The organism is Spongiibacter sp. IMCC21906, assembly GCF_001010805.1.
Taxonomy (GTDB): domain Bacteria; phylum Pseudomonadota; class Gammaproteobacteria; order Pseudomonadales; family Spongiibacteraceae; genus Spongiibacter.
In genome coordinates, this window is record NZ_CP011477.1 from 521,534 (window position 1) to 547,502 (window position 25,969).

Sequence of the window (25,969 nt, forward strand, 5' to 3'; positions counted from 1 at the left end):
AGGTAGCGGTATGAGCCAGGTACATAACAGCAAAGTTGCAAAAACCAGCGCCAAATTGGCTGTGTTGGTTGTCGCTATGTTTGTTTTTGCTATTTGGGTGATGCCGCCACTCTATAATGCCCTGTGTGAAGTATTGGGTATTAATGGTAAAACCGGCGGTCGTTATGAGGTGGTGGAAAGCGGTATTGATACCAGCCGAACGATCAAAGTGCAGTTTGTGGCTCAAAACAACGAGCTGATGCCTTGGGAGTTCGCTCCCAATACTAGCCAGATTGAAGTTCATCCTGGCGAGCCGGCACAAGTCACCTACTATGCTAAGAATACCCAGGGCCATGCGATGGTTTCTCAGGCAATTCCGAGCATAGTGCCTTCTCGGGCGGCAGAATTTTTCCATAAAACGGAATGTTTTTGCTTTAACCAGCAGCCGCTGGATGCCGGAAAAGACACAGACTTAGCACTGCAGTTTATTGTCGATAGGGATATCCCTGCAGATATTCATGTGATTACCCTGTCCTACACGATTTTTGATGTAACCGAGATGGCGGCCAAGCAACAAAGTGCTGTTGCAACGGCATCTAATTAGGAAGAGATTTTTCTCTGATCGAGAAAACGGAGATATAACAATGGCAGGTCAAAGCAATACCGGGCACGAAACCTACTACGTGCCAGAGAGTAGTAAGCTTGCTATAAGTGCAACTATTGGCATGGTAGCGTCAGTTTATGGCGCGGCCAGCTTTATTAATGACAGCAGCTACGGCGCGGCAGAAGGCAGCAATTCCGGGTTTATTTTATGCGCCGGTTTGGCTTGGTTGTTTGCCACGTTGTTTGTGTGGTTTCGCACTACTATCACAGAAAACCGTGCGGGCATGAACAGTGCTCAGCTGAAGCATTCCTATGTTATTGGCATGCAGTGGTTTATTTTTTCTGAAGTGATGTTTTTTGCGGCTTTCTTCGGTGCACTGTTCTACGTTCGTAATTTAGCTGGTCCCTGGCTTGCCGGTGAAGGTGACGGTGCCATGAACACGTTGCTGTGGCCTGGCTTTGAATACAGCTGGCCGTTGATGCAAACGCCGCAGGATGCGATCGGTGGCGTTCAAGCGCAAGCCTCAGCAGGACATTTGGCTAACGCCGGTGAGTTTACTGGCGCAGAAAAGCATTTGTCCTTCCCCGGCTTTGCTAACATGAGCCACTGGTTGCCGTTGTACAACACCATTATTCTGTTGGCATCTAGCTTTACTTGCCATATTGCCCACGTGGGTATCAAAAACAACGACCGCAAAAAATTCAACACATGGTTGATTGTGACTGTGGCATTGGGTTTGATCTTCCTGTTCTTACAGTACAAGGAATATCACGAAGCCATCTTTGAATACGGCATTCGTCTGAATAGCGGTGTGTACGGCACGACCTTCTTCATGCTGACCGGTTTCCACGGCTTCCATGTGGCGATGGGTACCTTCATGCTGTTGGTGCAACTGCTGCGCTCGCTGAGCAAGGGCCACTTCAGTGCCACCGATCAGTTCGGCTTTGAAGCCTCTAGTTGGTACTGGCACTTTGTTGACGTGGTATGGGTGTTCTTGTTCCTGTTTGTTTACATCTTGTAAGCCAGCAACACACACCAAAAGCGACAGGGAGGCCGGGAGTCGATAGCATCGATCCCGGCCTCTTGTTTGAGGGGTTTGAAGGATTTATTGAGCCGGTTCCAATTGTTCGATGGCTTCACCGCGGTCGAGATAGCGTTGATCCCATGGGGCGTTCGATCCCAGTTGGCCTGTATAAACGCCGTAAAACAGAAAGCCCATTAACAGGGTGGCCAATATCAAGCGAACGCTCAATGAATGCCAGGTGCGCATGGTCTTTCCCTGATCTTTCATCAAAAAAGCCAGCCCGCTAAACAGGCTGATGACCAAACCGATGAATAGGATTACGATGACGACTTTTAACCACATTTGTAAGCACCTCCAAAAACTTCGTCGCAGTATACACAAGCCTTGTTAGTCCAACGATAATGACCCAGCCCTCTTCACGTTTTCAATGGCAATTAGACTGGAAATCGCTTTTAGCCATCGTACTTATGTTGCCGGTTTTGCTCAGCTTGGGTAGCTGGCAGTTGCAGCGTGCTGATGAGAAAGAGGCATTGTTACTGGATTTTCAGCAACGACAAGCATTGCCGCCCGTGGCTATTACTGGTCTTGAAGAATATCTTAATTACCGGCCGGTAACGGCCAAAGGTGAATTTGATTCAGCACGCTATTGGCTGCTGGATAACCGGATAGTCGATGGCCGTTTTGGTTACGAAGTGGTTGGCCTTTTTACCTTAAAAAACGGCAGAAAGCTGCTCGTGAATCGGGGCTGGATACAGGGTGATCCGGGTCGACAGCAACTGCCGCTGCCGCCTGTGCCCGCCGCTGAGATAGAATTACAAGGGCAGTTATATCTGGGTAAAGAAAAGCCCTTTAGCTTGGGCGAGCAAGTGGTAACGGAGTGGCCCCGGCTACAGCAGTGGTTGAATCCCGAAGCGCTCCATGCGGAGTTTCCGGCGTTGTTACCAACGGTGCTGCAGTTAAATCAGCAAAGCCCTGCTGCGCTGAAAATAAAGCGGATCGTCGTTAATGTCAGCCCGGAAAAGCATATTGGCTATGCTGTGCAGTGGTTTGGCATGGCGTTGGTGCTGGCGATTATATTTTTATGCCGAAACAGCAATATTGTTCCCTTGCTGCGGCGTTCATCGACATTGAGAAAATGAACAATGAGTGACATCGCAAACTCAAATAGCAAAAAACAGCTTGGCTTAATATTGGGTATCCCCGTGGTGGTGGTGCTTTTTTCCAGTATTTTGTTTTTTCTGGCTAAGGAAAATGTCATCAACTTCGGCACGGTTAATCAAGGAACCTTGATTCGACCACCAGTGCAGCTAGGTGAGCTGCATCCAGTGCGCAATGACGGTGGTGAATTTCTCTTCGACCTACCTGAATCAAAATGGGTATATATCATTGTTGGTGGCCGCCAGTGTCGGGATGCCTGTGAACGCATGCTCTATTTGACCCGCCAAACCCGCATTGCTCTGGGTAAAAAAACCGATCGGGTGGAGAGGATTTATTTGGCGTTAGATGGGCCGGTATCCGCTTCGCTGCGCGATTTCATCGAGAGTGAACACGACGACCTAACGATACTCCACGCCGATGGCAATGCTTTTTTAAAAGCCTTTGAGGGAATGGAAATTAATCCCAGAGATCCCCAGGTTTTTTATGTGGTCGACCCTTTGGGTTGGGCAATGATGTACTATCGCGCAGCCGACACAAATCAGCAAACACTGACGGCGCTTGGCAAAGATGTACTGAAGGATATGAAGCGTCTTCTTAAATAGAAGGCTACCCCAGGGTGGGCTTTTAATGGACTGTTTTGGTAAATGATAATGCGTTTTTTTAACTCAGCAGCGGAACGTAAATCGGGTTTTCGGCTGACCTTAATAGCTTGCTTTGTGGCGATTGTGGTATTGGCTTTGGGTGTATTTACCCGTCTGGCTGATGCGGGTCTAGGCTGTCCTGACTGGCCTGGTTGCTACGGACATGTATTGTGGCCAACAGCCGATCATGAGGTAGCGCGGGCAAATGAAGCTTACCCGGATATGCCGGTGGAGCATGACAAAACGTGGCCGGAAATGGTGCATCGCTATTTTGCGTCGAGTTTAGGCCTGTTCACTATTGCTATTTTGGCGTTATCGGTGCGCAATCGCCGACAAGATCCCAGTCAGCCGATAAAGCTCCCCGCCTTTTTATTGGGCTTTATTATTTTGCAGGGCATGTTTGGCATGTGGACGGTCACCTTAAAGCTGTGGCCGCAAGTGGTGACTTCGCATTTGTTGGGTGGCTTTACCACCCTTAGTCTGCTTTGGTTGCTTTGTTTGCGTTTAAACAATCAGCATTGGCAATTACCTGCGGTAAAAGAACCTACGTTAAAAATGCTTAAGCCCTTGGCAGCCTTTGGCTTATTTATTGTGGTGGTTCAAATTGCCTTGGGCGGTTGGACTACATCGAACTATGCGGATATAGCGTGCCCTGATTTCCCCCAATGTCAGGGTGATTGGTTGCCGCCGATGGATTTTGCAAATGGCTTTAATGTGTTTCAGCATATAGGCCCGAATTACTTAGGTGGCACTTTGGATAATGCAGCGCGGGTTGCGATCCATTTCAGTCATCGTGTCGGTGCTATTGTCACCACGTTATTTTTATTATTTTTGATTTTTAAATTGCGGCATCTTGCGACAAGCCCCGCCAAGCGTATGGCGACCATCACCTTGCTGGTATTAGCGGCCCAAGTCGCTCTTGGGGTGAGCAATGTTGTCTTTCATTTTCCCATTGCAGTGGCGGTTAGCCATAACTTGGTGGGAGCTATTTTGTTGTTGTGCATGGTGACGTTGAACTACCTATTACGTACCGCCGTGGTTCATCGTGGAGGAGTTCGTATATGAGTACCCAAGCAGCCGTAAGCTGGCGCGATTATTACGAGCTTTGTAAGCCCAATGTGGTATTGCTGATGTTACTCACATCCGCAATTGGTATGTTTCTGTCGACGCCGGGAATGGTACCTATAAAGGTTTTGATTTTGGGCAATGCGGGTATTGCCTTATGCGCCGCTGCCGCCGCTGCCGTCAATCATTTGGTAGACAGACGTATTGATTTAGTGATGGCCCGTACGCGTAATCGTCCTATCGCAACCGGCCGTTTGAAAACGGCTAATGCAGCGATTTTCGCCGGGGTGCTCGGTTTGGCCGGTATGGCGATTTTGCTGGTGTACATCAATGCGCTCACGGCATGGCTGACTTTGGCCTCGTTGCTGGGTTACGCAGTGGTTTATACCCTGTTTTTAAAACGCGCCACGCCGCAAAATATTGTGATTGGTGGTATCGCTGGTGCGGCGCCGCCGTTGTTGGGTTGGACGGCAGTGACGGGAGAAATTCACGGCCATGCTCTGTTACTGGTGTTGATTATCTTTGTGTGGACGCCGCCGCATTTTTGGGCGTTGGCTATCCATCGTCGAGATGACTATGCCAAGGTCGACATTCCCATGTTGCCGGTCACCCATGGTATTGGCTACACCAAATTGCACACTCTACTTTATACGGTGCTGTTATTTGTTGTGACATTGCTGCCCTTCGCAACGGGCATGAGCGGTGTTTTGTATCTCTTGGGCGCGGTATGTTTGGGTGCTGGCTTTATTTACTGGGCGGTGGTGCTAATGCGAGGGCAAAACCCCAAAGCCCCAATGGCTACCTTCAAGTATTCCATCATCTATCTTATGGCGCTGTTTATTGTCATGTTGCTGGATCACTACCTGATTCCCAGTGTCACCGTATTTGAGGTAAGACAGTAATGGCAGGTTCAGAAAACAGAGCAAACAGTCAAAAGCAGAATCGAGGCATTAGGCTGACGGTGACGATCATCCTGGTGATCGCGTCGATATTGGTCGGTGGATTCTTCTATGCCTTTACCAAGGCGCGGGTGATGACCGTTGACGAGCTAAAAGCAGAGGGTGCCTATCTTTATGAAAACCCTCGTTTATTGCCTAAGTTCAGCCTGGTAGATGACCTTGGTAAAAGCATGGGGCCTAAGTCGCTGCAAGGGCAGTGGAACCTACTGTTTTTTGGTTTTACTTACTGCCCTGACGTGTGTCCGACTACCCTTGCTCAGCTTAAGAATTTTTATCAGGAGCTAGACCCCGAGGTACAGGCAAACACGCAAATTTGGTTGGTTAGTGTAGACCCCGCCCGGGATACACCAGAGCAGCTACATAGCTACCTGGAGTTTTTTCATCCGGAATTTCGCGGTGTGACCGGCGAGTTTTTGGAGATTCACCGCTTTGCAACGGCGCTGAATATTCCTTTTTCTAAAGTTCCGGGTGGCGGCGACAATTATATGGTGGATCACAGTGCCAATATTGCTCTGGTAAACCCGAAAGGCCATTCGATGGGCTTTTTTAAAGCGCCATTAGAAATCAGTCGTTTGACGAGAACGTATCTGGCGATTCGCGAGCACTACTGATTATTGAGTGACGTAGTGGCGATGTGTGGGGCCTACTGGCCCCGCCGATAGGCGGGCCAAAACTGCGCGAAGACAAATAATAACGCCGCGCCACAGACAATGGCGGGACCCGCCGGCAAGTCCCAATACCACGCTCCACCCAGTCCACTGAAAACCGCCAGCGTGCCAATCACACTGGCGATTATGGCTGTTTGCTCCGGGCTTCTGGCCAGGCGCCCCGCCGCAGTTGCAGGAATAATCAGCATGGCGGTCACCAGCAGCACACCGACTATTTTCATGGCGATAGCCACCGTGGTGGCCACCATCAGCATCATCAATAGCCGCAGCCGGTTGACTGCCAGGCCTTCTATGGCTGCCAGTTCGTGATGGGCTGTGATCGCGACCAAGCTCTTCCAGTAGCGCAGCAATAGCAACAGAACAACCGCATCAATAATCGCCAATTTGATGACATCTTCAGCCATAACCGCCATTAAATCGCCAAATAAAAAGGCGGTGAGATCCAGTCGCTGTTGGTCGAGCAAAGACAGGCTCACCAAACCAATGGCCAAGCTGCTATGGGAGAGAATCGCTAGCAAGCTGTCCAGCGGTGTGTCTCGCCAGTATTGTAGGGCGAACAGCGCCACGGCCAGCAGTAGGCAGCAGATCAGCACTGAAAATTGTAAATCTACTTGTAGGGCGACGCCCAGTGCGACACCTAATAGCGCGGAATGGGCTAAGGTATCGCCGTAAAAAGCCATGCGCTGCCACACCACCAGACTGCCTAATGGGCCAGCGGTGACAGCAAGCAGGAGGCCAGCTAATAAGGCATTTAAAAGAATATCAGTCATGTTGGTGATCGCAGACGACATCGCCATGAATGTCGTGATGATGGTCGTGGTGGTGTTGATAAAGGGCGACGGCCTCGGCGTGGCGACGGCCAAATAACGAAAGGTAAGCCGGATCGTTGCTGACTTGTTCTGGATGACCGTGGCAGCAGATATGCTGATTCAGGCAGATAACCGTATCGGTCTGGGCCATGACCCAATGTAAATCGTGGGACACCATAAGAACGGCGCAGCCGAGATCGTCACGCAGTTGGCCGATCAGCTCATACAGCTCAGTTTGCCCGGTAATATCCAAGCCTTGGGCGGGTTCGTCCAATACCAGTAGCTGGGGTTGTCGCAGCAGTGCCCGGCTTAGCAAAACGCGCTGGGTTTCGCCACCAGAAATATCGTGTAGCGGGGATTTGCGCAGATGGGTGATATTGGTTTGTGCCAGTGCTCGATTGATGTCGGCCTCTCCCCGGCAGGACATGGCCAGAAACCGTTCAACGCTAACGGGCATCAATGGATTGAGGCTGAGCCGTTGGGGCATATATCCAATACGTAAGCCCTTGGCGCGAATAATGTTACCTGCATTGAGCTTGATCAGTCCCAGCGCGGCTTTTATCAAGGTGGTTTTACCGGCGCCATTGGGACCGATGACGGTCATGATTTCGGCAGCATGTAAGCTCAGGTCAATGTTATCCAGCAGCAACTGCCGCCCTTGCTTTAGCGTGAGGTGTTCTAACTGTAACAGGGGGGGGGTCATGGGCGCTGATCCCCGCGACACCGCTGGCAGTAACCGGTCACTTCAACGCACTGGCTGCTAATACTAAAACCTTGATGGTCGGCAGCGTCACCAATGGCGTGGCTGATGGCTGGCGATGCCATTTCTATGGCGACATTGCAGTCTTGGCAGATAAGAAAGTGACCCTCATGGTTGTGGGCGGGGTCATTACAGCCGACAAAGGCGTTCAAAGAGGCTATTCTATGCACCAATTTGTTTTCCAGTAGAAAATCCAGCGCCCGATACACCGTGGGTGGGGCGGGAGGCTTTTGATTTTTTTCGGCAAGATGCTCAAGAATACTGTAGGCCCCAATAGGTTTATGGCTGGACCAGACAATGGTCAGTACATCTTCTCGAATGGTCGTCAGTCGGCTATCACGCTGCCGACAGATATCCCGGGCCAGCGTCAATGCTTGGTCTACGCAAACCTGATGATTGTGGGGAGCGGTAATATTGTGGGCCATAATCTATGCGCTGGGTGGTATGCGGCAGCGGTCTGTTAGTGAAGCTGCCATCAGCTTAGGCAGAAAGAAAGAGTCTTTCGCTAAGCTTGAAAATAAAATGTTATAATATTGCAATTAAGATTTTAAGACAATGGGAGTTGGGTGTTGAAGCAGGTTTGTGTATTGATGATGTTGTTGATCTGGATGGTTGCGCCGGTCAGTGCTCAAGATCGTCCCATCGTATTGAGCAGCGTCATGCCATTGCATCTGCTGGTGGCTGAAATTGGCGGTGATGCTATTGATAGCCAGTTGTTGATACCGGCCACTCTGTCTCCCCATGATTTTCAGCTTAAACCTTCCGATGCCCAGCGTATGCATGATGCTACTGCCGTGATCTGGGTGGGACCGGGCTTGGAGCCAGGTTTACGAAAGCTGCTTAAAAAGCTAGATCAAGCGCAAGCGCTGTATCCGGTAATGGAAGTGGGAGAAGACCCACACGTGTGGTTGGATGGGGCGCTGGTTCAGCAGATTGCCCATAAAATTGCCCGGGTTTTATCTAGCAATATGCCTGCAAGAAGTGCTTTTTTCCACGCTAATGCTGCTCGGTTCGGCGCAGAGTTTCGGGCTTTTGATAAGCAGTTAGCGCAACGGTTTAAGCAATCAACGGCGCTTCCCTATCTGCTGCTTCATGATGGCTTTTCGCGGTTTGAGTCGCATTACCAGCTTCCCAAGGGTGAGGTGGTGATGTCATCAGATGAGCAAATGCCAGGGGCTAGACACATTGTGGAGTTGCGAAAGCGTTTGCAGGCCGGTGAGTTTGCTTGCGTGTTTCGGGAGCCGCAATATTCAGAGTCATTGCTGGAGGCCTTAACTGCGGGTTTAGAGGTGCCGGTAATAGAGGTTGACCCACTGGGCTATGATTTGAATACAGCTGACGGCTTTTTAAGTTTATACCGTCAGCTTGGCGAGGCCTTTCTTTCTTGCTTTAAGTCTTGAGGCCTTTCGGCCCTTCGTATTACCACGCCGCAGTGTTATTTGGCGAACGTTGGCATTGTTGCAGCGATTCTCTCATCTAGTGCAACGCTGAGGTTGGCAGAAACTTCTCCCAATGTCTCATTGAGTGCACGCTCGCTACGAGTGCGGCTGACAGTCGAGGTGGCCGCATTATTTTTTGCGGTGCTCGTGCTGTTTTCGTTGCTGTTGTAGGCCAATACCAGCGACTGTTCGGCAGCTTTTTCTTGTGGCTCGTTGGCAGTCGCCAAGGTACTGGCTAACAAAAGCATCATTACGCTGGTTACATATTTCATGGTACGTACTCCTATTGAGAATGGGCTTATTGCCCGGCACAAGATGAATTTTTCACCTTGTGTTACTTAATGTAACACAACTGCTTTGAGCGGTAATCTTAAAGATTGGTAATTTCTGTTATTTTGCGAGCATCAGGGCTTTTGGGGCGAGTTTTTAATGTTTATTTAAGTAACACTTTGCTTTGCTAGGCTGATGAGCGGAGAGTCGGGCAGCATGCTACACTCCGCCTCTGCTTAAACTCACAGACGATCCCTACTGCTTATGACGACAACAGCTCCTCTTGTTCTGGTCGATGGTTCCTCATACCTCTATCGGGCTTTTCACGCGATGTATAAAGCGGATTTGAGAAATACCAAAGGAGAGCCAACCGGGGCAGTGAGGGGGGTGATCAGTATGTTGCGGCGACTGCAAAAAGATTACCCGGATAGCCCCATTGCGGTGATTTTTGATGCCAAGGGCAAAACCTTTCGCGACGAGCTGTTTGACCAGTACAAGGCTCAGCGCCCGCCTATGCCTGATGATCTGCGGCTACAGATTCAGCCTATCAACGATATTATTGACGCCATGGGCTTGCCCCGGCTGGTTATAGATGGGGTTGAGGCCGATGATGTTATTGGCACCCTTGCTGCCCAGGCTTCTGGTGATTTACCGGTGATTGTGTCCACTGGCGACAAAGATATGGCTCAGTTGGTGAATGGTCATGTCACCCTCGTTAATACCATGACCGAAACAATGATGGGTGAGGAAGGAGTAAAAGAGAAATTTGGCTTGCCGCCTAACTTGATCATTGATTATCTCGCCCTGATGGGCGACAAAGTCGACAATATTCCAGGTGTTCCCGGCGTGGGGGAAAAAACCGCACTGGCCTTGATTCAGGCTTTGGGTGGAATTAAAGACATTTACCAGAAGCTTGATCAGGTTCCCGAGTTAAGCATTCGCGGCGCGAAAAGCTTGGCCAAAAAGCTGGAAGATAACCGGGAAATGGCCGAACTCTCCTACACATTGGCGACGATAAAGTGCGATGTTGAGCTGGAGTTGGATCTGGCTGCTCTCACCCCCACCGAGCCCAACAAAGAAAAGCTGCTGGCCTTGTTCCAAGAAATGGAATTTAAATCTTGGGTGGAGGAGCTTGCGTCGGGTGAGGCTGAGCAAGGTGGCGACCCCGTTGCTGCGCCAGCTAGCAACTATGAGCTGGTGCTGACCCAGGAGGCCTTTGAGGCTTGGCTTAAAAAGCTGGATGCTGCGGCTTTGTTTGCTTTCGATACCGAAACCACCAGCTTGGATTATATGCAGGCCCGGGTTGTGGGAGTGTCCTTTGCGGTGGAGCCGGGCGAGGCAGCGTATGTGCCCTTTGGCCACGATTATATGGATGCGCCCGATCAATTAAGTGAAGGGCAGGTGCTGGGGGCTTTAAAGCCACTCTTGGAAAATCCCGATAAGGCTAAGCTAGGTCAAAATCTTAAATACGACGCGAATGTGCTTTTAAATCACGGCATTTCCTTAAATGGCATCGCTGAAGACACTATGCTGCAATCCTATGTGCTGGACTCCACTGCCAGTCGGCATGATATGGATAGTTTGGCGCTGAAGTATCTAGGTCACTCGACCATCCATTTCCAAGACATCGCCGGCAAAGGCGCTAAGCAGCTGACGTTTAATCAAATCGCGCTCGATCAGGCTGGCCCCTACGCTGCCGAAGATGCCGATATCACCTTAAAGCTACATAGCGAGCTGTCATCCCGCCTGGAAAAGCATTCGCCACTGGTATCGGTATACCGCGATATCGAGCTGCCGCTGGTGCCGGTGTTGTCCCGCATTGAGCGTAATGGCGCGCTGGTCAGCCGGGAAATGCTGGCCAAGCAAAGTCAGGAGTTGGGAGAGAAAATTCAGGCCTTGGAGGCGCAGGCCCATGACTTGGCCGGCGGCCCTTTTAACTTGTCCTCGCCCAAGCAGCTTGGCGAAATATTGTTTAATAAGCTGGAAATCCCGGTCATTAAAAAAACCCCCAAAGGCGCGCCTTCTACCGCAGAAGAAGTGCTGGCGGAGCTGGCCCACGACTACCCTCTGCCCAAAGTGATTTTGGATTACCGGGGTTTGGCAAAGTTAAAGTCCACCTACACCGACAAGTTGCCACTGCTGATTCAGCCAACGACAGGCCGAATTCATACCTCCTATCATCAGGCCGTTGCTGCCACGGGCCGACTGTCGTCATCAGACCCCAATTTACAAAATATCCCCATTCGTACCCCAGAAGGGCGGCGTATTCGCAAAGCTTTTATTGCTGATAAAGGCAATAAAATACTGGCGGCGGATTACTCTCAAATTGAACTGCGGATTATGGCCCATTTGTCAGAAGATAAAGGCTTGATCGACGCATTTGCCAACGGCGAAGACATTCACCGGGCCACTGCTGCTGAGGTATTTGGGGTCGAACTGGACGACGTTAGCGACGAGCAGCGCCGCAATGCCAAGGCCATCAATTTTGGTTTGATATACGGCATGTCCGCTTTTGGTTTGGGCCGACAGCTGCATATTGGCCGCAATGAAGCTCAGCAATATATCGACCTCTACTTTGCGCGTTACCCCGGCGTACTCCGTTACATGGATGACACTCGCAAGCTGGCGGCTGAGAAAGGCTATGTCGAGACGCTATTTGGCCGTCGTCTGCACTTGCCCGAAATTAATGCCAAGAATGGTCAGCGTCGCCAAGCTGCCGAGCGGACTGCGATTAACGCGCCAATGCAAGGCACCGCGGCGGATATTATCAAGCGAGCGATGATTGCCGTGGATGCGTACCTTATGGATGAGCAGCCTAAAGCGAAAATGATTATGCAGGTGCACGATGAGTTGATTTTGGAAGTGGCAGAAGAGCAGCTCGAAGCAGTGACCAATAAAGTAGAGGCCCTGATGGCCGGAGCGGCAAGTTTGAATGTGCCGCTGGAAGTGGGTTTAGGTGTAGGGGATAACTGGGATGAGGCGCATTAGCGTCTCACCGCTATCGGTCTAGCTGAAAAATTCGCAGGTCATTGTTTGGGCCGTAGTTGGTTACTGCTACTTTGCCGCCTGGGCTGATATCCAATCCGTGAGGCATATCGAAGCCGGTAAAGCGCCGTTGTAGGTTGAGAGTGTTTTGTATGGGGTCGTAAACGAACTCGTCAACACAGCTGTCATGTTGGTTCGCAGCGTAGATCGCACCTTTGTAGGCTTTGATGGCGTCCAGATGACCAGGGAACTGCTCAGTTAATATTAGCTCGGGGAGGTCTTGTTCTAGGTTTTTAGGCAATCGATAAACAAACATCGTTACATAGATATTTCTTTCGTTGGGCTGATTAACTGTAATATGGTCTGTTCGTGCGGCCTGTACAGCGAAGGTCTCTCCTTCGATTTCCAAAAACGCGACGTCTTGCCCCTGTTCGGGTAGCGCTATCGAGTGCACTGGATCGCCATTGAGTTTTACTATTTCTACTCCTTTGTGCCGAGCATCACAATAGGACACCCAGAGCAGGTCTTCATAGCCGGGTACAAAGATGGCGCCGTGAATTTTTCTGCGATCGGTCAGTTTTTTGCCTTTTATTTTGCGAATCCAAGTACGGATCGGTCCCCGTTTATTTTCAATTAAAGAGGGAGGCAATATAGTGTGTGAAAATGTCAGCTGTTCAGCCCCCACGTTATAGAAGGCGACTTCCCCTTTATAAAAATTGGTTAGGATCATGGTTTGTCCGCGGATATCCATAAGATCGGTTTCCGTCGGGTTACCGCTGCCATCTGGGGTGGGAATGCTTTCTGCAATGGGCTTGTCAGAAAAGGGTTTTACCCTATATACGGTCTTGGCGGCAAAGTCACCGGCAAATAGTGTCTCGTTGTCAAACCAGCGCACTGAGGTGAGGCCCGAGTTGCGTCGTAGTGTTCTAACATAGGCGTAGTGCGGGCTGGGTATGGGGAAGTGAATCGGTGGGCAGTTGTCTAGGAGCTTGACTGCAACAGTCTCGGTGCTGGAGAAGTCGAATTGGTAGGCTGTTGCAGGCATGGTAAACCGTCCGTGGCAAGATAAAATAGTTAGACAATCATAGAGCGAGGGCGGATGGTCGGCAATAGTTAAGGTGATGCCCAAACGTTTTAGGTTAGCTCGTAGGTTGCTCTTCTATACATTTTCGCCAGATATGCTGCTGGTCAATTAGTTCTTGCATCCGTCGCTGGTGGCCGGAATTGCGTTTTGGCTTGTCAGCAAAATTTGGATTGGCTGGAAGCCTGAGAAGCTCATTCAATAAGGAAGCAGTCGTGTCGGCTCAAACACTATTTCTCAATGCCACCCCGGTCCTCGCCTCCCAGGATATCGAGAAGTCGGTAGGCTTTTATTGCGGCCAGCTCGGTTTTACGAAGGTCTACGCCGAGGTCGGAGTGTACGGCATTGTCTCCCGGGGCGAAGTAGCCCTGCATTTTTGGGCCTGCCAAGACCCGGCGATTGCCGAGGCCACCAGTTGCCGTATTGGTGTGGCGGGCATTGAGTCTCTCTAGCAATCTTGTTCTGATCTAGGCATTGTTCATCCCAATGCACTTTTGGCGGAAAAGCCTTGGGGGTCTAAGGAGTTTGGGGTGCTTGATCTGGATGGGAATTTGATTACCTTTCATGAGTGATCTGGCGCCGACCGGGATGCGCCGGGCCTGGATTGTGGTGGGAAATTCTTTCGGCCTCAGCGCGGCTTCCTACGAAAAGCAGGTCGGAGCGATGTTTCTTGTAGGAGCGGGCGCTGACCGCGATGGGGTATTAGATGACGTTTGGATGTGCCCGACACGCTGCATGGTCATGTGTTGGGCACCCTGTGGTTGAGTTTCCAGTACAGCTCAGTCTTCGTCAGTCTCGATGGGAGGCTCGTCTTCGACGTGTTCCAGCCAGATATCGAGCTGCTCGATAAGTTCTTGGAGGCCGTCGCCCTTGGTGGCTGAAAACACTTGTACGCTGACCAGTGCGCCGTAGCTTTGCAGTTGCTTGCGGACGCTCATCAGGGTGTTGGTGGCGGGGCCACGTTTTAGCTTGTCGCATTTGGTTAGCAAGATGCGGATGGGCATGGCGGCCTGAGAGGCCCATTCAATCATGGTGGTGTCGAAGTCGGTCAGGGGGTGGCGAATATCCATCATCAACACCATGCCTCGCAGTGACTGTCGGTGTTGGAAGTAGGTTTCTAGGTTTTTTGCCCATTCCCGCTTGACCGCCAAGGGGACTTTGGCAAAACCGTAGCCGGGTAAATCGACAATTCGTTGCCGATCGCCTGGGCCTAGGGTAAAAAAGTTTATGAGCTGGGTGCGACCAGGTGTTTTACTGGTACGTGCCAGTTTGCCGTTGCCGGTAAGGCGATTAATGGCGCTGGATTTACCGGCGTTGGAGCGACCGGCAAAGGCGACTTCGGCGCCACTGTCTTCCGGGCATTGATCTAGTTTGGGAGCGCTTTTAAGGTAACTGGCGCGGCGGTAATTAACTGCTGGAGAAGATGACATTAGGACTTCGCTGTAAAAAAGAACGGTGAGCGGACAATTTCTGGCCTTGGGCCGGGACCCAAGAATGGCCCTCGGCGTAACTAGTTGTGTATAATGCCGCAGTTTTTGGATGGGGTCATCCGCTGTGCGGTTTGTCCAATTGCCCATGTTCGAGGGGGACAAGGCATGAAAAAAATTCTGATGGCGGTTTCTGTGCTTGTGATGGCAAGTGCTGCTGGGGCCGAAGATCGCGACCTGCAAGCCTTATATAAAAAAAGCTGCTTTGCCTGTCATGCCTATGGTGCCAATAATGCTCCTAAAACGGGGGCTGCTGATCAATGGGCGCCGCGCTTAGAAAAAGGCATGGAAACACTGGTTGCTCATGCCCGCGACGGCTTTAACACCATGCCGCCCAAGGGCTTATGTTTTGATTGCAGCGATGCTGAATTCAAGGCTTTGATTGAGTTTATGTCCGAGCCGCAACAATAAGCTTGTAATAGAGATCTTCACGAGTCGGGATTTTTTCTCAGCAGAGAGAAAACGCCAATCGTACAAAGAGCCTCAATAGATTCCACTGATTAAAGAGAAAGTGACAATGAAGAAACCACTGCTAGTTCTTTTAGCCTCTATGCTGTTTGCCTCTGCGGCGGCGGCGGTAGAAGGTAATGCCTCTGCCGGTAAGGCCAAAACTGCATCCTGTGCGGCTTGTCACGGCGCTGATGGCAACAGTCCCGCACCTAATTTTCCTAAGCTGGCGGGTCAGGGTGAACGCTACTTGGTTAAGCAAATCACCGATATTAAATCGGGCGCACGCCCAGTGCCGCTAATGGCGGGTCAAACCGACGATTTGTCTGAGCAGGACATTGCGGATATTGCGGCCTACTATGCGTCTAAAACCGTTACGGTTGGTCAGGCTGATCCTGCGCTGGCCGAAAAAGGTGCGGCGATTTATCGTGGTGGTATTGCCGAGCGTAATATTCCTGCTTGCGCGGCATGTCATTCGCCTACGGGCTTAGGCATGGCTGCGGCGGGCTTTCCCGCATTGTCAGGTCAGTATGCTGAGTACACGATTGCCCAGTTGAAAGCGTTCCGCGCGGCTGCTGATGGCCGTGAAGGTCGCGACAACGATGGCGAGACCAAGGTTATGCGCACCATTGCTTTCCAGCTAAGCGACTCCGAAATTGAGGCAGTGGCCAGCTTTATTCAAGGCCTGCACCGCTAAGACGCGGTGTGTAAGAAGGCGGCTTAGGCCGCCTTTTTTATTGCAAACTGCCAGCACTTGAGTAATAAAATAAACCCCCTTCGTGGTGGTTGAGTCATAACACCGCCGCAACCAATATTGGTGCCAAAAGGAGCAATAATGAAACGTATCGTTACCCTGCTGATTTTGTCCTTGAGCTTGCTGGCAGTTTCTGCCTGCGGCAAAAGCGCAGACGCGCCTGCCACTCCTACGCAATCAAGCGGCAGTGAGCCTGTAACAAGTGCGGCGGCTGCTCAACCGGCTAATGCTAAGGAAGGCGAAGGTTTTATTCGCATAGCACAACCCGTTCGCACCTCAGACCCTGACAAAATCGAAGTTACCGAAGTGTTTTGGTACGGTTGTAGCCACTGCTTTGACTTTGAGCCTATGGTTATGGCTTGGGCTAAAAAGCTGCCTGGCGATGTGGTCTTCCAGCATTCTCCCGCTATGTGGAACGAATTAATGGTGACCCATGCGCAGGCGTTTTATGCTGCCAAAGCTCTTGGGGTTTTAGAGCAGATGCACCAGCCTATTTTTGATGCCATTAACCTCAAGAAGAACCGCTTGGATAGCCCTGAGGCCATCGAAAAGTTATTTATGGCGCATTCGGATGTGAAAGCTGAAGACTTTCAGAACACCTTTGATTCCTTTGGTGTGACCTCTCAGGTTAAGCAAGCTGATGCCCGGGCTCGGGCCTATGGCATTGCCGGAACCCCTGAGTTGATCATCAATGGTAAGTATCGAGTGACGGGCCGCTCTGCGGGTGGCAAGGCGGCGATGTTAAAGGTGGCAGAAGAGTTGATCGCAAAAGAACGCGCGGCAATGTAATTGCCATCGCTGTTGTTAAGGTTTGTGGGGAGGCTTGCCCCTCCCCCTAGTTCTTAAACGGCACGAATCGTTTAAGGATTGGGCAGCTTAGTACTATTTGTTTGTTCCTTCGCTTTTTGGCGTAGCAGCGTCAGTTTCTTTTGGCTCTGTTGCTGCCGTTTCTGTGCCCCCTGCCGCTAAAGGAACGCTGCCATCTTCTGTAGACGGGGTAATGGCTTCATAGCGAGAGTCTGCAAAGGTCTTTTGACAGAACGCCATGCGCTTTTCTGGTGAGGGCTTTTGAATGCCCTTTGCGGCCAATCTATCTATCTCTTTCTCAACCTTCTCGCAACGCATTCCGAGCCCGGTGTCGTTGGCGATTTGAATATTCAGGCCCGGCCTGGCGTTGATCTCCAGCATCAACGGCCCTAGATCTTTATCCAGCACCATATCCACACCTAAATAGCCCAGTCCGGTCAGCTCATAGCAGCGAGTGGCCAGGCTCATAAAACCGTCCCAGAAAGGCAACTGTACACCGCGAACAGGGTTGGTGGTGTCGGGGTGGGTTCGGATCTTTTTGTTTAGCCAGGTGCCATCCAGGGTGATACCGGTGGCGAGGTCGACGCCGACCCCTATCGCACCTTGGTGCAGGTTTGCCTTGCCACCCGATTGCCGGGTGGGCAGGCGTAACATGGCTAAAACCGGATAGCCTCGCAATACGATAATGCGGATGTCCGGTACGCCCTCATAGCTAATGGAGCTGAAAATTGGGTCTGGTCGCACCCGATATTCCACCAGTGCCCGATCTCGGTGTCCGCCCAGCGAGTAGATGCCGGAGAGAATGCCCGAGAGATGAAACTCGATATCCTCTCCGCTAATCATTTTTCCTGAGGTGGTGCGGTAATAATCTTCAAATTGGTCAGCGATTACCATAATACCGTCGCCACCGGCACCCTGGGCGGGCTTAATAACAAAATCACGATGAGACTTAACAATATCGCCAATCAGGCCAATATTTTTTTCGGAGTCGATCACGCCATACATGGGGGGGACATGAATACCGGCATCGCTGGCTTTGCGCTTGGTTCTGATCTTGTCATCCACCAGCGGATAGAGATGTCGGGCGTTGTAGCGCAGCACATAGTCGGCATTGCGCTCATTGATGCCCATGATGCCTTTGCTGCGAAGCTCCTTCCAGGTCCGAATGAGTGACATTATTTACGTCCTTCAATCATGGCTTTAAAGCGAAATAGCTCCATCAGTCGGTAGCCCCGATAGTGGCCGAGGGCCAGCATGATAGACATAAAGATCAACAGCGTGCCGGGGAAGGTGAAGATAAAATACACCCAAGGCTCGTAGGTCATCATCAGGTGAGCCAGCGTAGCGGCAATCAATGTGCCTATACCTACCTTCATACTGTGCAGGCCGCCCCGCTCTTCCCAGACAATCGACAGGCGCTCAATTGACATGGTGAGAATAACCATGGGGAACAGCGCGATAGACAAGCCCTTGTCCAGCCCAAGTTGGTGGCCCAGTACAGCGATCATCGCCATGACAATGACCACAAAGGTGAGTACCACCGATAGCCGGGATAGTAGCTGTAAATGCAAATGTTCAAGATAAGATCGCAGCGATAGCCCCAGTGCAGAAATAAAGCTGAACAGGATAATGCCCCACAGGACCTGGGTCTCTCTAAAGGCCAGGCCAATCAGCACGGGCGTAAAGGTCCCCAGGGTTTCGATGCCGATGATATTGCGCAAGAATAGAATCAGCAGCACGCCAATGGGGATCATCATAATGATCTCAAAGGTTTGTTGCGCTTGAAGCGGCAGGTCATAGAGCGACAGCGCCCAGAGCATATTGTTTTTGCGCTCGGCGATGGACTGGGCCAGCATAATGGAGTTCATGGTTTGCTGGTTGGCAGTAATTTCCACCTTCAGTTTGGAGCCACCATCCACATCGGCAATAGACTCTGAACCTGTCCACCAGACTATGCGGTCGTTGGGCAGACCCTGGGTGCCGGTTTCCGGATTAAAGTAAAGCCAGCGTTTGCCGTTATAGCTGCGCATCCACAGTTCGGGGCTTTGGCTGGTGCCGGTGATCAAGCGCAGAGTACGAACTTTTTCGACTGGGATATGGGCGGCGGACAGCAGCAGCTCCAGCACCTCGGATTTACTCTCCTGAGAGTAGTCATTGGCCAGTAGCAAGCGGGCGTTGTGATTGTCGGTGTCGTTGATTAGCTTAATGGCTTCGCGAATAAAGGTTTCGATATCGGCAGAGTGTTCACGAATCGGCTTGAGCAAGGCTTCCACTGCAACCTTTTCGACGCCTTCAAGCTGAGGGCTTTCACGAAACTGAGGGCCAGGTTCCTCTGCAGAAAGGCGTGCATTGCTACGCTGGGTGAGCATCAGGCGATAGAAGAGCTGCTGCTCTCCTTCGGCCCGACGAGCTGACCACACTGCTTGGCGATTGTGCTCTTTGACGTCGATATTGACGCCATAATTTTTGGAGATGAAGCTTTCGTTCAAAGTGATGAACTTGCTCCAGCTGGGAGGGACAAACATCTCCACCTTCACTGGCGTGTTGGGCCGGGCATTAAAGCTGAGCTTGGTGTCGATGACCCAAACTGGCTCGGTGGTTTTTGAGGAAACCGGGATATTGGCAACAAATAATTGCCAGGCAACACTGATGGCGCCGAGCAAAAGCAGGGTGCCGGCGAGTATTTTTACGTGCAGCTTGACGCCTTTCATTCTTCTGGGTCCTTTTCTTCGGGGATGGCTTCACCCGAGCTGTTGCAGAGATTGATGTCCTGTAAAAATTCTTCACTGGGGTCGACTAGCGCATTGAAATCAACCAGTGGCTCTGAGCCGATTAACACCGGCTTAGAAAATTGTCTTCGGTCTGCTAAATTGGCTTCCACAGTGCGGTGTTGGCCGCCAATACAAAGATCCAGCTCTAGCACCGGGCGTCGAGCATAGTCCTTCTCATGGTCTTTGTAATCGGTGGCGCGACGCTTGATGCGAATATGCTTTTTTAACGGCAGTGTTAGTGACTTCAGGCTGTTGTCTGGCCGTATCAAGTCAAAATGCACGAGGTCGTCTTCGTCCTTGCTCTGGGCTTTTTCTATCCGTACGTTGATGGCATTAATCGAGACACTTTCGGCACCAGTATCAATTTTTGCTTCAAAGTGGGTGTCGAAGGCTTCGATATAGACTTTTTCAGTTAAGCCAAAAATTTTATTGGTATTGGCAAAAACGGGTTGAATCAGGGTAACAAGTAATAACAAACCTAGTTTTATGCGAGGTTGGTGCACATAGTCCTCCTGATCCTTTTTGGATTTTTATACATCCTCAATTAAGCGAGTAGGATAGAACAGGGCGAAGCATAATAGCCAGCCGTACGGACTTAAATCCTTGCTGCTTTTGGGTATTCTTTGCCTTGCGTGGTGAGGATGTCCATATTGTCTTAATTGTCGCTCTTTGACGTCGGTGTTAGTCAGCAAGATTTTGAAAAAGTGCGAGGCTGATTTTTCTCGCCACAGCGTGGTCAACTATCTGCGCAGGATAGTGATCCATTGCTGGCGGCTGGTGCAGTGCCTTGCCACTTAGGGCATTTAACTCGGGCACATAGCGCAGAATAAAGCGGCCGTCTGGGTCAAAGCGCTGGCCTTGGGTGGTAGGATTAAAGATCCTAAAATATGGCGCGGCGTCGGTGCCCGTCGAGGCTGCCCACTGCCAGCCGCCGTTGTTGGAGGCAAAATCTGCGTCCACCAGGGTTTCCAAAAAATGCTTTTCTCCCCACCGCCAATCTATGTGTAAATCTTTACACAGGAATGACGCGCTTATCATCCGTAGCCGATTGTGCATCCAGCCGGTTTCTTTCAGTTGGCGCATCGCGGCATCGACAATGGGGTAGCCGGTGTTGCCTTCTCGCCAAGCATCAAAATCTTTTTGATCGTAGCGCCACGCGACCTTGTCGGTGTGGGGTTGGAAGGCTTTGCCTTTAACGACCCGGGGAAAATGAAAGGCAATATGCCGATAAAACTCACGCCATAACAGCTCATTAAACCAGCAACCGGGGCCAGACTTGGCCTCCCAGATCTGTTCACCAGCCTCTGCCTGCAGTCGTGCTAAACACTGTCTGGGGCTGATGATACCCAAGGCCAGCGCAGGAGATAGCGTCGAGGTGCCTTGTTCGGCAGGAAAGTCTCGTTGTTCTTGGTAGTCCTCTGCGCGCTCGGCACAGAATGTGCGAAGCTGATTAAGAACCGCCTCTTCTGTTACCGGCCAGTCTGTTGAAGGTTTTTCGTCGCCAAATACCGGGCATTGGCTGGGTATAACTGACACGCCTTTGGTGGTAGGTCTGCGTAAGCAGCGGGGGAACTGCTGCTGCAAATACGTTCGGCAACGTTTGGAAAACGGTGTAAATACTTTATAGGGGTCGCCGTCGTCTTTGCTAAGTGCGAGCGGATTAATCAGGCTGTCATCGATAAGCTGTAATTTGCCGTTCAGTGCTTGCTGGCAGGCCTCATCTCTGGCGATTTCATCTACCAGCCACTCTTTGTGGGCGTAAACCGCTTCAAGTTGGAATTTATCGGCGTAGGCGCTGAGGGCTTGAGGGAGTGCTCGAAAATGCCCAGCGTTGACAATATCTAACTCAATACCCAACGTAGCCAGCTGGGTGGCCAGTTCGTCCAGTGCTCTGCGTAAATAGTGACGACGGATGGGGGCAATCACGTGCTCGTCGAGTTGCTCGGGGCAGAGAAAATAAACCGCGCGAACCGAATCTGCAGCTTCACAAGCCGCGCTTAGGGCCCTGTGGTCCAGGCAGCGCAGGTCGTGACGAAACCAAACGGCGACGGTGCTCATATCACAGCCCAATTCGCAGTTTTAAATTTCGGGGGTAAGGGGCGAAGTAGTACTGATCTTGTAGATAGTCGATCTGATACTTTTTCAAAAACAGGCTTAGCAGCTCAAGCGGTACTAAAAGCGGCAGGAGTCCCTCTGAGTAGTCATGGATGACTTGAGTGAGTTGGGCGCGGTCGTCGTCTTCCAGATGGTTTTTGAAAAAGCCTTGAATGTGCATCAGCGTGTTGGTGTGGTTCTTGGCGCTGGCGGGGTTATTGAGTGCGGCCATGAAGGCAGCAATATACTCATCGGCAGCTTGGTTCAGGTTCTCGGGGTTGGCGACCATTGGTCCGAGTTCCCGGTAGATTTTTTGGTTATGGGCCAACAGTAAAAACTTATGACGGCGGTGAAATTCTTGCAAGGCGTGGCGACTAAGCCCTTGCGTCATCATCGCCTGCCAACGGGCGTAGGCGACCACCCGCAGGACAAAGTTTTCTCGCAGGTGTACATCATTCAGGCGGCCGTTTTCCTCAACCGGTAGCAGTGGTAGTGCTTCCATAAGTTGCCGGGCATAGATTCCAACGCCGACTTTGCCAAGCCCGGTACCCTGCTCAGATACAACCGGCACTCGCTCCATGCCGCAGCTGGGTGATTTGGCGCAAAAAATATAGCCGCTGATGTGCTGAAGGTGTTGGACGGTATCTTTGGCGAAAACCTGCATGGCTTCAGTTACATCCAGCGAAGCGTCTTTACTGCCCTGCAAGCGGGGAGCGTCCGCGTCGCCGACCAAGCGGATGGTAGGCCTGGGAACCCCCAAGCCGATGGCCTGCTCCGGGCAGACCTTGGTGAACTCAAAATGTTGGGCTAGTGAATCGGTGGCGAAGGGCAGGCGCTTGTGGCCGCCGTCATAGCGTACCGGCTCGCCCATTAGGCAGGCGCTGATACCAATGTTGATGGGCGAGGGTAGCTCCATAATCACATCTTCGGCGTAGTGTTTAAGAGTCATACTACGCCTGAAATTATCTTGTGGATCAAGTGGCTAGCGCAGAATTACCGCTGTGGAATGCTGGTTTTTGCAATCACTTGCTCGTTCCGGATGTGTCGCGAGCCAGTTGCTCCGCGGAGGCCGATTAAGGTTAAGGCTGGGGTTTTTGTTCATTTTCTTTTCCGGCCATAAAGCGAATCAGGGCGTTGAGATCCGTGTCGCTGCAGCTCATGCACATCCCTTTTGGAGGCATGTTTTTAAAGCCTTCTTTGGTATGTTTTAGCAGCATCGGCAAGCCTTGTTCCCATCGGCTTTGCCATTCCGCGACTTCGCCTGTGCGGGGTGCATTGCCCGCACCAGAACTATGACAACCATAGCAGCTTTGAATATACAGGCTCTTGATGGCGGGGTCGGACGGCATTCTGGATTTACTGTTGGCCGCTTTGGGCGCAGCCGGGTCACTGCTGGGGCCGCAGGCAGACAGCATGGCGATGACAGCAATACTCAGAAAGCCGTGCACAAGGGAGAAATGCATTTTCATGGCAGCCTCAGTTTTAGCTAGCTTGTTTTTGATCGCCAGGCTCAAAACCAAAGTGGGGTTTTTCATCTTCACTTTGACGGTCAATGGCACCCACATCCAAAAGTGGCGCTGCATCGATATGCTGGGCATCCATCATGTGGGCTAGCCGCTGCAAAGAACTGATGATTTGGGTCTGCTCCCAGTCTTGAAGGTCACCAAACTGGCGCTTGAAATATTCCTGCAATGGCGTTGGGGCGTTGCGGATTATGTCGTAGCCTGCGTCGGTGAGGCAAGCAAACACTTTGCGTTTGTCTTGGCTGGAGCGGGCGCGTTTGACCAGCCCGCGTTTTTCGAGGCGGTCAATAATGCTGGTGACGGTGGCTAAGCTGAGGCTGACTTGGCCGGCAATTTCGCTAATGATGGCATCACCCTGATCGCGTAGCGTCTGCAAGATCAGCATTTGCGGCGCGGTCAGGCCAGCGGTTTTCATCAAAAACTTGGAATGAAGATCGATAGCGCGGGTGACCCGGCGCAGTGAAACCAGTACTTCGTCTATTCGGTCTACCAAAATATTCTGCATTGTCTGAGATGCCCTAGTATTAGCCCTTTGCGGGGGTTTCGCACACTAGTTGTGCCCTGTTGTCAACATTTACATTTGGCATAGGCCGAATGTGTCGTTATAATACTTCGTATTCAAAGTAATTGAAACGGAGGTTGCGTTCATACTTAGCGCGGTGGAGCGCCAATGCTGCAGAATCATGACAGCTTGGTGGCCAGATGCCCGCAAAAATACTATGAACACAAATGAATTGTGTTGAACACAAATAAAGCGAGTTCGGAAGACGCTACACCCCATCATTTTCGTCAGCCTACGGCGGAGGATGGTTACGTACTCAATCAATTGGTGGAGAACAGCCCTCCTCTTGACCCCAATTCTGTCTATTGCAATTTATTGCAGTGCACCCACTTTGCTGAGACGTCGGTTGCCGTAGAGGAAAACGGTGTCTTGGTGGGGTTTATCTCCGCATATATTCCCCCTGCCAAGCCCGATACCGTGTTTGTGTGGCAAGTAGTGGTGGACAAGAGCCAGCGCGGTCGCGGCCTGGCCAAGAAAATGCTCCATGCGATTGTTGATCGTCCTGCTTGTTCAGCCGTCAGCCATATGGAAACCACTATCACCCCGGACAATGAAGCGTCTTGGGCATTGTTCCGCAGTTTTGCGCGGGATAAAGGCACCGAGATTAATGACCATATTTGGTTTGAAAAAGACGCCCATTTTGGTGGAAAGCACGACAGCGAGGCGTTGCTTCGTATCGGGCCTTTTTCAGACGACAGATCATCCTAAGAACGCCAAAGAGGACCAGAATTATGACTATCTTCGATCAACTTGAATCGGAAGTACAAAGTTACGCACGTTCGTTTCCCGTTACCTTTAACCGGGCTAAAAACGAGCATCTTTATGACTTGGACGGCAAGGAGTACATCGACTTCTTGGCAGGCGCTGGCACGTTAAATTACGGTCACAACAACGATGTGCTGAAAAAAGCCTTGGTTGAATATATTCAAGAAGACGGTGTTACCCACGGTTTGGATATGCACACCGCTGCAAAAGCGGAGTTCCTGAAGGCCTTTAATGAAATAATTTTAGCGCCTCGGGGCCTTGAGTATACGTTTCAGTTTACTGGCCCGACGGGTACCAATGCGGTTGAAGCGGCAATGAAATTGGCCCGTAAAGTAACAGGTCGGAATACTATTGTGTCCTTCACCAATGGTTTTCACGGAGTGACATTGGGCAGTGTTGCTGCCACAGGTAACAGTCATCACCGCGGTGGCGCAGGTGTTGCGCTGGGTGATATTAATCGCATGCCATTTTGTGGCTACCACGGCCGTGATGTGGACAGCTTGAAGATGATGGACAAGCTCTTGAGCGATCCTTCATCAGGCATCGATTTGCCTGCAGCAGTATTGGTTGAAACGGTTCAGGGTGAAGGTGGTCTAAATGTGGCGACCAACGAATGGTTGCAAGGCCTTGAAAAACTCTGCAAAAAACATGACATCTTATTGATTGTGGATGACATTCAAGCAGGTTGTGGCCGCACGGGTACCTACTTTAGTTTTGAGCCTGCGGGCATTAAGCCAGACATCGTTACCCAGTCTAAATCACTCAGTGGTTACGGTTTGCCTTTTGCCATCGTGTTGTTGCGTCCAGATTTGGATATTTGGGAACCCGGTGAGCACAACGGTACTTTCCGTGGTAATAACCACGCTTTTGTGACGGCTGCGGCTGCGGTGCGCCACTTCTGGAGTGATGACAGCTTTGCGAAAGAAGTGGTCGAAAAATCCGCCATTGTTAACGAGCATTTCAAGAAAATTGCTGACCGTATTGGTGTTACCCGACTGCAGCTTAAAGGTCGCGGCATGATGCAGGGCTTGTCTTGTCAGAATGGTGATATTGCGGATGCGATTGCCAAAGCCTGTTTTGAGCGCGGTCTAATTATTGAGACCTGCGGCAGTCTAGGCCAAGTAGTGAAATGCTTTGCTCCGTTAACCATTAAGAAGGAAGAGTTGGTTAAGGGTTTAGAAATTTTATCTGACAGTGTTAACGAAGTATTTAAAGACGAAGTAAGCCAGGCTTCTTAAGCGCGCCGGCAAGCACGTTAAAAGTGCCGCCGAAAGGCGGCCTTTTTACAACAGTCAAATATAAGCAACAGAATTGTTA

At 51.0% G+C, this 25,969-nt stretch carries 29 protein-coding genes; 15 read left to right on the forward strand and 14 right to left on the reverse strand.

The genetic code is table 11. The features are described 5' to 3' along the window. Nucleotides 1-10: 10 nt before the first annotated feature. Nucleotides 11-583, forward strand: a complete 573-nt coding sequence (locus IMCC21906_RS02330) for a cytochrome c oxidase assembly protein (RefSeq protein ID WP_047010816.1) — start codon at nt 11-13, stop codon at nt 581-583. 40 nt (nt 584-623) lie between these two features. Continuing rightward, nucleotides 624-1,604 (forward strand): cytochrome c oxidase subunit 3, encoded by a 981-nt coding sequence (locus IMCC21906_RS02335; RefSeq protein ID WP_047010817.1) that lies wholly within the window; start codon nt 624-626, stop codon nt 1,602-1,604. Nucleotides 1,605-1,688: 84 nt separating this feature from the next. On the opposite strand, the gene IMCC21906_RS02340 is transcribed toward IMCC21906_RS02335, so the two are convergent. Further along, nucleotides 1,689-1,949, reverse strand: a complete 261-nt coding sequence (locus IMCC21906_RS02340) for a DUF2909 domain-containing protein (RefSeq protein ID WP_047010818.1) — start codon at nt 1,947-1,949, stop codon at nt 1,689-1,691. Between the two features lie 59 nt (nt 1,950-2,008). Here IMCC21906_RS02340 and IMCC21906_RS02345 point away from each other — a divergent pair, with 59 nt between their 5' ends. Genes IMCC21906_RS02345 through IMCC21906_RS02365 form a run of 5 tightly spaced genes read left to right on the forward strand, consistent with a single transcriptional unit; the run spans nt 2,009 to nt 6,041 of the window. Further along, entirely contained in the window at nt 2,009-2,746 is a 738-nt protein-coding gene (locus IMCC21906_RS02345) for an SURF1 family protein (protein WP_047010819.1), read from the forward strand. Nucleotides 2,747-2,749: 3 nt separating this feature from the next. Then, a complete protein-coding gene (locus IMCC21906_RS02350; RefSeq protein WP_047010820.1) occupies nt 2,750-3,367 on the forward strand; it encodes a hypothetical protein in 618 nt (205 codons plus the stop codon). A gap of 42 nt (nt 3,368-3,409) precedes the next feature. Continuing rightward, nucleotides 3,410-4,471, forward strand: coding sequence for a heme A synthase (locus IMCC21906_RS02355; RefSeq protein ID WP_369795807.1), 1,062 nt, complete (start codon nt 3,410-3,412; stop codon nt 4,469-4,471). Then, complete coding sequence (gene cyoE, locus IMCC21906_RS02360; protein WP_047010822.1) at nt 4,468-5,373, forward strand: heme o synthase; 906 nt, start codon at nt 4,468-4,470, stop codon at nt 5,371-5,373. The genes IMCC21906_RS02355 and cyoE overlap by 4 nt, the downstream gene beginning before the upstream one ends. Continuing rightward, on the forward strand, nt 5,373-6,041 hold the full coding sequence (locus IMCC21906_RS02365) for an SCO family protein (protein ID WP_047010823.1): 669 nt from the start codon (nt 5,373-5,375) through the stop codon (nt 6,039-6,041). Before cyoE ends, IMCC21906_RS02365 begins: the two co-directional genes overlap by 1 nt. A 32-nt stretch (nt 6,042-6,073) precedes the next feature. Here the strand turns inward: IMCC21906_RS02365 and IMCC21906_RS02370 are convergent, their stop codons facing one another. Genes IMCC21906_RS02370 through IMCC21906_RS02380 form a run of 3 tightly spaced genes read right to left on the reverse strand, consistent with a single transcriptional unit; the run spans nt 6,074 to nt 8,092 of the window. Then, nucleotides 6,074-6,868 (reverse strand): metal ABC transporter permease, encoded by a 795-nt coding sequence (locus IMCC21906_RS02370; protein ID WP_047010824.1) that lies wholly within the window; start codon nt 6,866-6,868, stop codon nt 6,074-6,076. Further along, nucleotides 6,861-7,610, reverse strand: a complete 750-nt coding sequence (gene znuC / locus IMCC21906_RS02375) for a zinc ABC transporter ATP-binding protein ZnuC (RefSeq protein WP_047010825.1) — start codon at nt 7,608-7,610, stop codon at nt 6,861-6,863. Before znuC ends, IMCC21906_RS02370 begins: the two co-directional genes overlap by 8 nt. After that, nucleotides 7,607-8,092 (reverse strand): Fur family transcriptional regulator, encoded by a 486-nt coding sequence (locus tag IMCC21906_RS02380; RefSeq protein WP_047010826.1) that lies wholly within the window; start codon nt 8,090-8,092, stop codon nt 7,607-7,609. Before IMCC21906_RS02380 ends, znuC begins: the two co-directional genes overlap by 4 nt. A gap of 144 nt (nt 8,093-8,236) precedes the next feature. Here IMCC21906_RS02380 and IMCC21906_RS02385 point away from each other — a divergent pair, with 144 nt between their 5' ends. Beyond that, on the forward strand, nt 8,237-9,067 hold the full coding sequence (locus tag IMCC21906_RS02385) for a metal ABC transporter solute-binding protein, Zn/Mn family (protein WP_156165967.1): 831 nt from the start codon (nt 8,237-8,239) through the stop codon (nt 9,065-9,067). A gap of 35 nt (nt 9,068-9,102) precedes the next feature. Here the strand turns inward: IMCC21906_RS02385 and IMCC21906_RS02390 are convergent, their stop codons facing one another. Continuing rightward, entirely contained in the window at nt 9,103-9,378 is a 276-nt protein-coding gene (locus IMCC21906_RS02390) for a hypothetical protein (protein ID WP_047010828.1), read from the reverse strand. Nucleotides 9,379-9,640: 262 nt separating this feature from the next. Here IMCC21906_RS02390 and polA point away from each other — a divergent pair, with 262 nt between their 5' ends. Continuing rightward, entirely contained in the window at nt 9,641-12,364 is a 2,724-nt protein-coding gene (gene polA / locus IMCC21906_RS02395) for a DNA polymerase I (RefSeq protein ID WP_047010829.1), read from the forward strand. Nucleotides 12,365-12,374: 10 nt separating this feature from the next. On the opposite strand, the gene IMCC21906_RS02400 is transcribed toward polA, so the two are convergent. Further along, nucleotides 12,375-13,406 carry a hypothetical protein gene (locus IMCC21906_RS02400; protein WP_156165968.1) on the reverse strand — a complete coding sequence of 344 codons (1,032 nt, stop codon included), beginning with the start codon at nt 13,404-13,406 and terminating at the stop codon, nt 12,375-12,377. A 251-nt stretch (nt 13,407-13,657) separates the two neighbouring features. On the opposite strand from IMCC21906_RS02400, the gene IMCC21906_RS16955 reads away from it, so the two are divergent. Continuing rightward, entirely contained in the window at nt 13,658-13,894 is a 237-nt protein-coding gene (locus tag IMCC21906_RS16955; protein ID WP_197085934.1) for a hypothetical protein, read from the forward strand. Between the two features lie 327 nt (nt 13,895-14,221). Here the strand turns inward: IMCC21906_RS16955 and yihA are convergent, their stop codons facing one another. After that, nucleotides 14,222-14,872 carry a ribosome biogenesis GTP-binding protein YihA/YsxC gene (gene yihA, locus IMCC21906_RS02410; protein WP_047010831.1) on the reverse strand — a complete coding sequence of 217 codons (651 nt, stop codon included), beginning with the start codon at nt 14,870-14,872 and terminating at the stop codon, nt 14,222-14,224. Between the two features lie 165 nt (nt 14,873-15,037). On the opposite strand from yihA, the gene IMCC21906_RS02415 reads away from it, so the two are divergent. From IMCC21906_RS02415 to IMCC21906_RS02425, 3 genes are all read left to right on the forward strand, one after another. Further along, on the forward strand, nt 15,038-15,340 hold the full coding sequence (locus IMCC21906_RS02415) for a cytochrome c5 family protein (protein ID WP_047010832.1): 303 nt from the start codon (nt 15,038-15,040) through the stop codon (nt 15,338-15,340). A gap of 106 nt (nt 15,341-15,446) precedes the next feature. Next, a complete protein-coding gene (locus tag IMCC21906_RS02420) occupies nt 15,447-16,073 on the forward strand; it encodes a cytochrome c4 (RefSeq protein ID WP_047010833.1) in 627 nt (208 codons plus the stop codon). A 138-nt stretch (nt 16,074-16,211) separates the two neighbouring features. Beyond that, nucleotides 16,212-16,919 carry a thiol:disulfide interchange protein DsbA/DsbL gene (locus IMCC21906_RS02425; RefSeq protein WP_047010834.1) on the forward strand — a complete coding sequence of 236 codons (708 nt, stop codon included), beginning with the start codon at nt 16,212-16,214 and terminating at the stop codon, nt 16,917-16,919. 93 nt (nt 16,920-17,012) lie between these two features. Here IMCC21906_RS02425 and IMCC21906_RS02430 read toward each other — a convergent pair whose 3' ends face one another. The 7 genes from IMCC21906_RS02430 to IMCC21906_RS02460 all read right to left on the reverse strand — a co-directional run bounded on the left by IMCC21906_RS02430 (nt 17,013) and on the right by IMCC21906_RS02460 (nt 23,830). Further along, nucleotides 17,013-18,113, reverse strand: a complete 1,101-nt coding sequence (locus IMCC21906_RS02430; RefSeq protein ID WP_082117319.1) for an alpha-L-glutamate ligase-like protein — start codon at nt 18,111-18,113, stop codon at nt 17,013-17,015. Next, nucleotides 18,113-19,648: an inactive transglutaminase family protein gene (locus IMCC21906_RS02435; protein WP_047010835.1), complete on the reverse strand. Its 1,536-nt coding sequence runs from the start codon at nt 19,646-19,648 to the stop codon at nt 18,113-18,115. Before IMCC21906_RS02435 ends, IMCC21906_RS02430 begins: the two co-directional genes overlap by 1 nt. After that, nucleotides 19,645-20,211, reverse strand: a complete 567-nt coding sequence (locus IMCC21906_RS02440) for a RimK/LysX family protein (RefSeq protein WP_052763324.1) — start codon at nt 20,209-20,211, stop codon at nt 19,645-19,647. Before IMCC21906_RS02440 ends, IMCC21906_RS02435 begins: the two co-directional genes overlap by 4 nt. A gap of 178 nt (nt 20,212-20,389) precedes the next feature. Continuing rightward, nucleotides 20,390-21,766, reverse strand: a complete 1,377-nt coding sequence (phrB, locus tag IMCC21906_RS02445; RefSeq protein WP_047010836.1) for a deoxyribodipyrimidine photo-lyase — start codon at nt 21,764-21,766, stop codon at nt 20,390-20,392. 1 nt (nt 21,767) lies between these two features. Then, complete coding sequence (locus IMCC21906_RS02450; protein WP_231580306.1) at nt 21,768-22,751, reverse strand: DUF523 and DUF1722 domain-containing protein; 984 nt, start codon at nt 22,749-22,751, stop codon at nt 21,768-21,770. A 130-nt stretch (nt 22,752-22,881) separates the two neighbouring features. Further along, a complete protein-coding gene (locus IMCC21906_RS02455; RefSeq protein ID WP_047010837.1) occupies nt 22,882-23,271 on the reverse strand; it encodes a cytochrome c5 family protein in 390 nt (129 codons plus the stop codon). 13 nt (nt 23,272-23,284) lie between these two features. Next, complete coding sequence (locus IMCC21906_RS02460) at nt 23,285-23,830, reverse strand: MarR family winged helix-turn-helix transcriptional regulator (protein WP_047010838.1); 546 nt, start codon at nt 23,828-23,830, stop codon at nt 23,285-23,287. A 234-nt stretch (nt 23,831-24,064) separates the two neighbouring features. On the opposite strand from IMCC21906_RS02460, the gene ectA reads away from it, so the two are divergent. Together ectA and ectB are read left to right on the forward strand one after the other, a co-directional pair. After that, nucleotides 24,065-24,595, forward strand: a complete 531-nt coding sequence (gene ectA, locus IMCC21906_RS02465; protein ID WP_156165969.1) for a diaminobutyrate acetyltransferase — start codon at nt 24,065-24,067, stop codon at nt 24,593-24,595. A gap of 23 nt (nt 24,596-24,618) precedes the next feature. Then, nucleotides 24,619-25,890 carry a diaminobutyrate--2-oxoglutarate transaminase gene (gene ectB / locus IMCC21906_RS02470; RefSeq protein ID WP_047010840.1) on the forward strand — a complete coding sequence of 424 codons (1,272 nt, stop codon included), beginning with the start codon at nt 24,619-24,621 and terminating at the stop codon, nt 25,888-25,890. Nucleotides 25,891-25,969 lie beyond the last annotated feature (79 nt).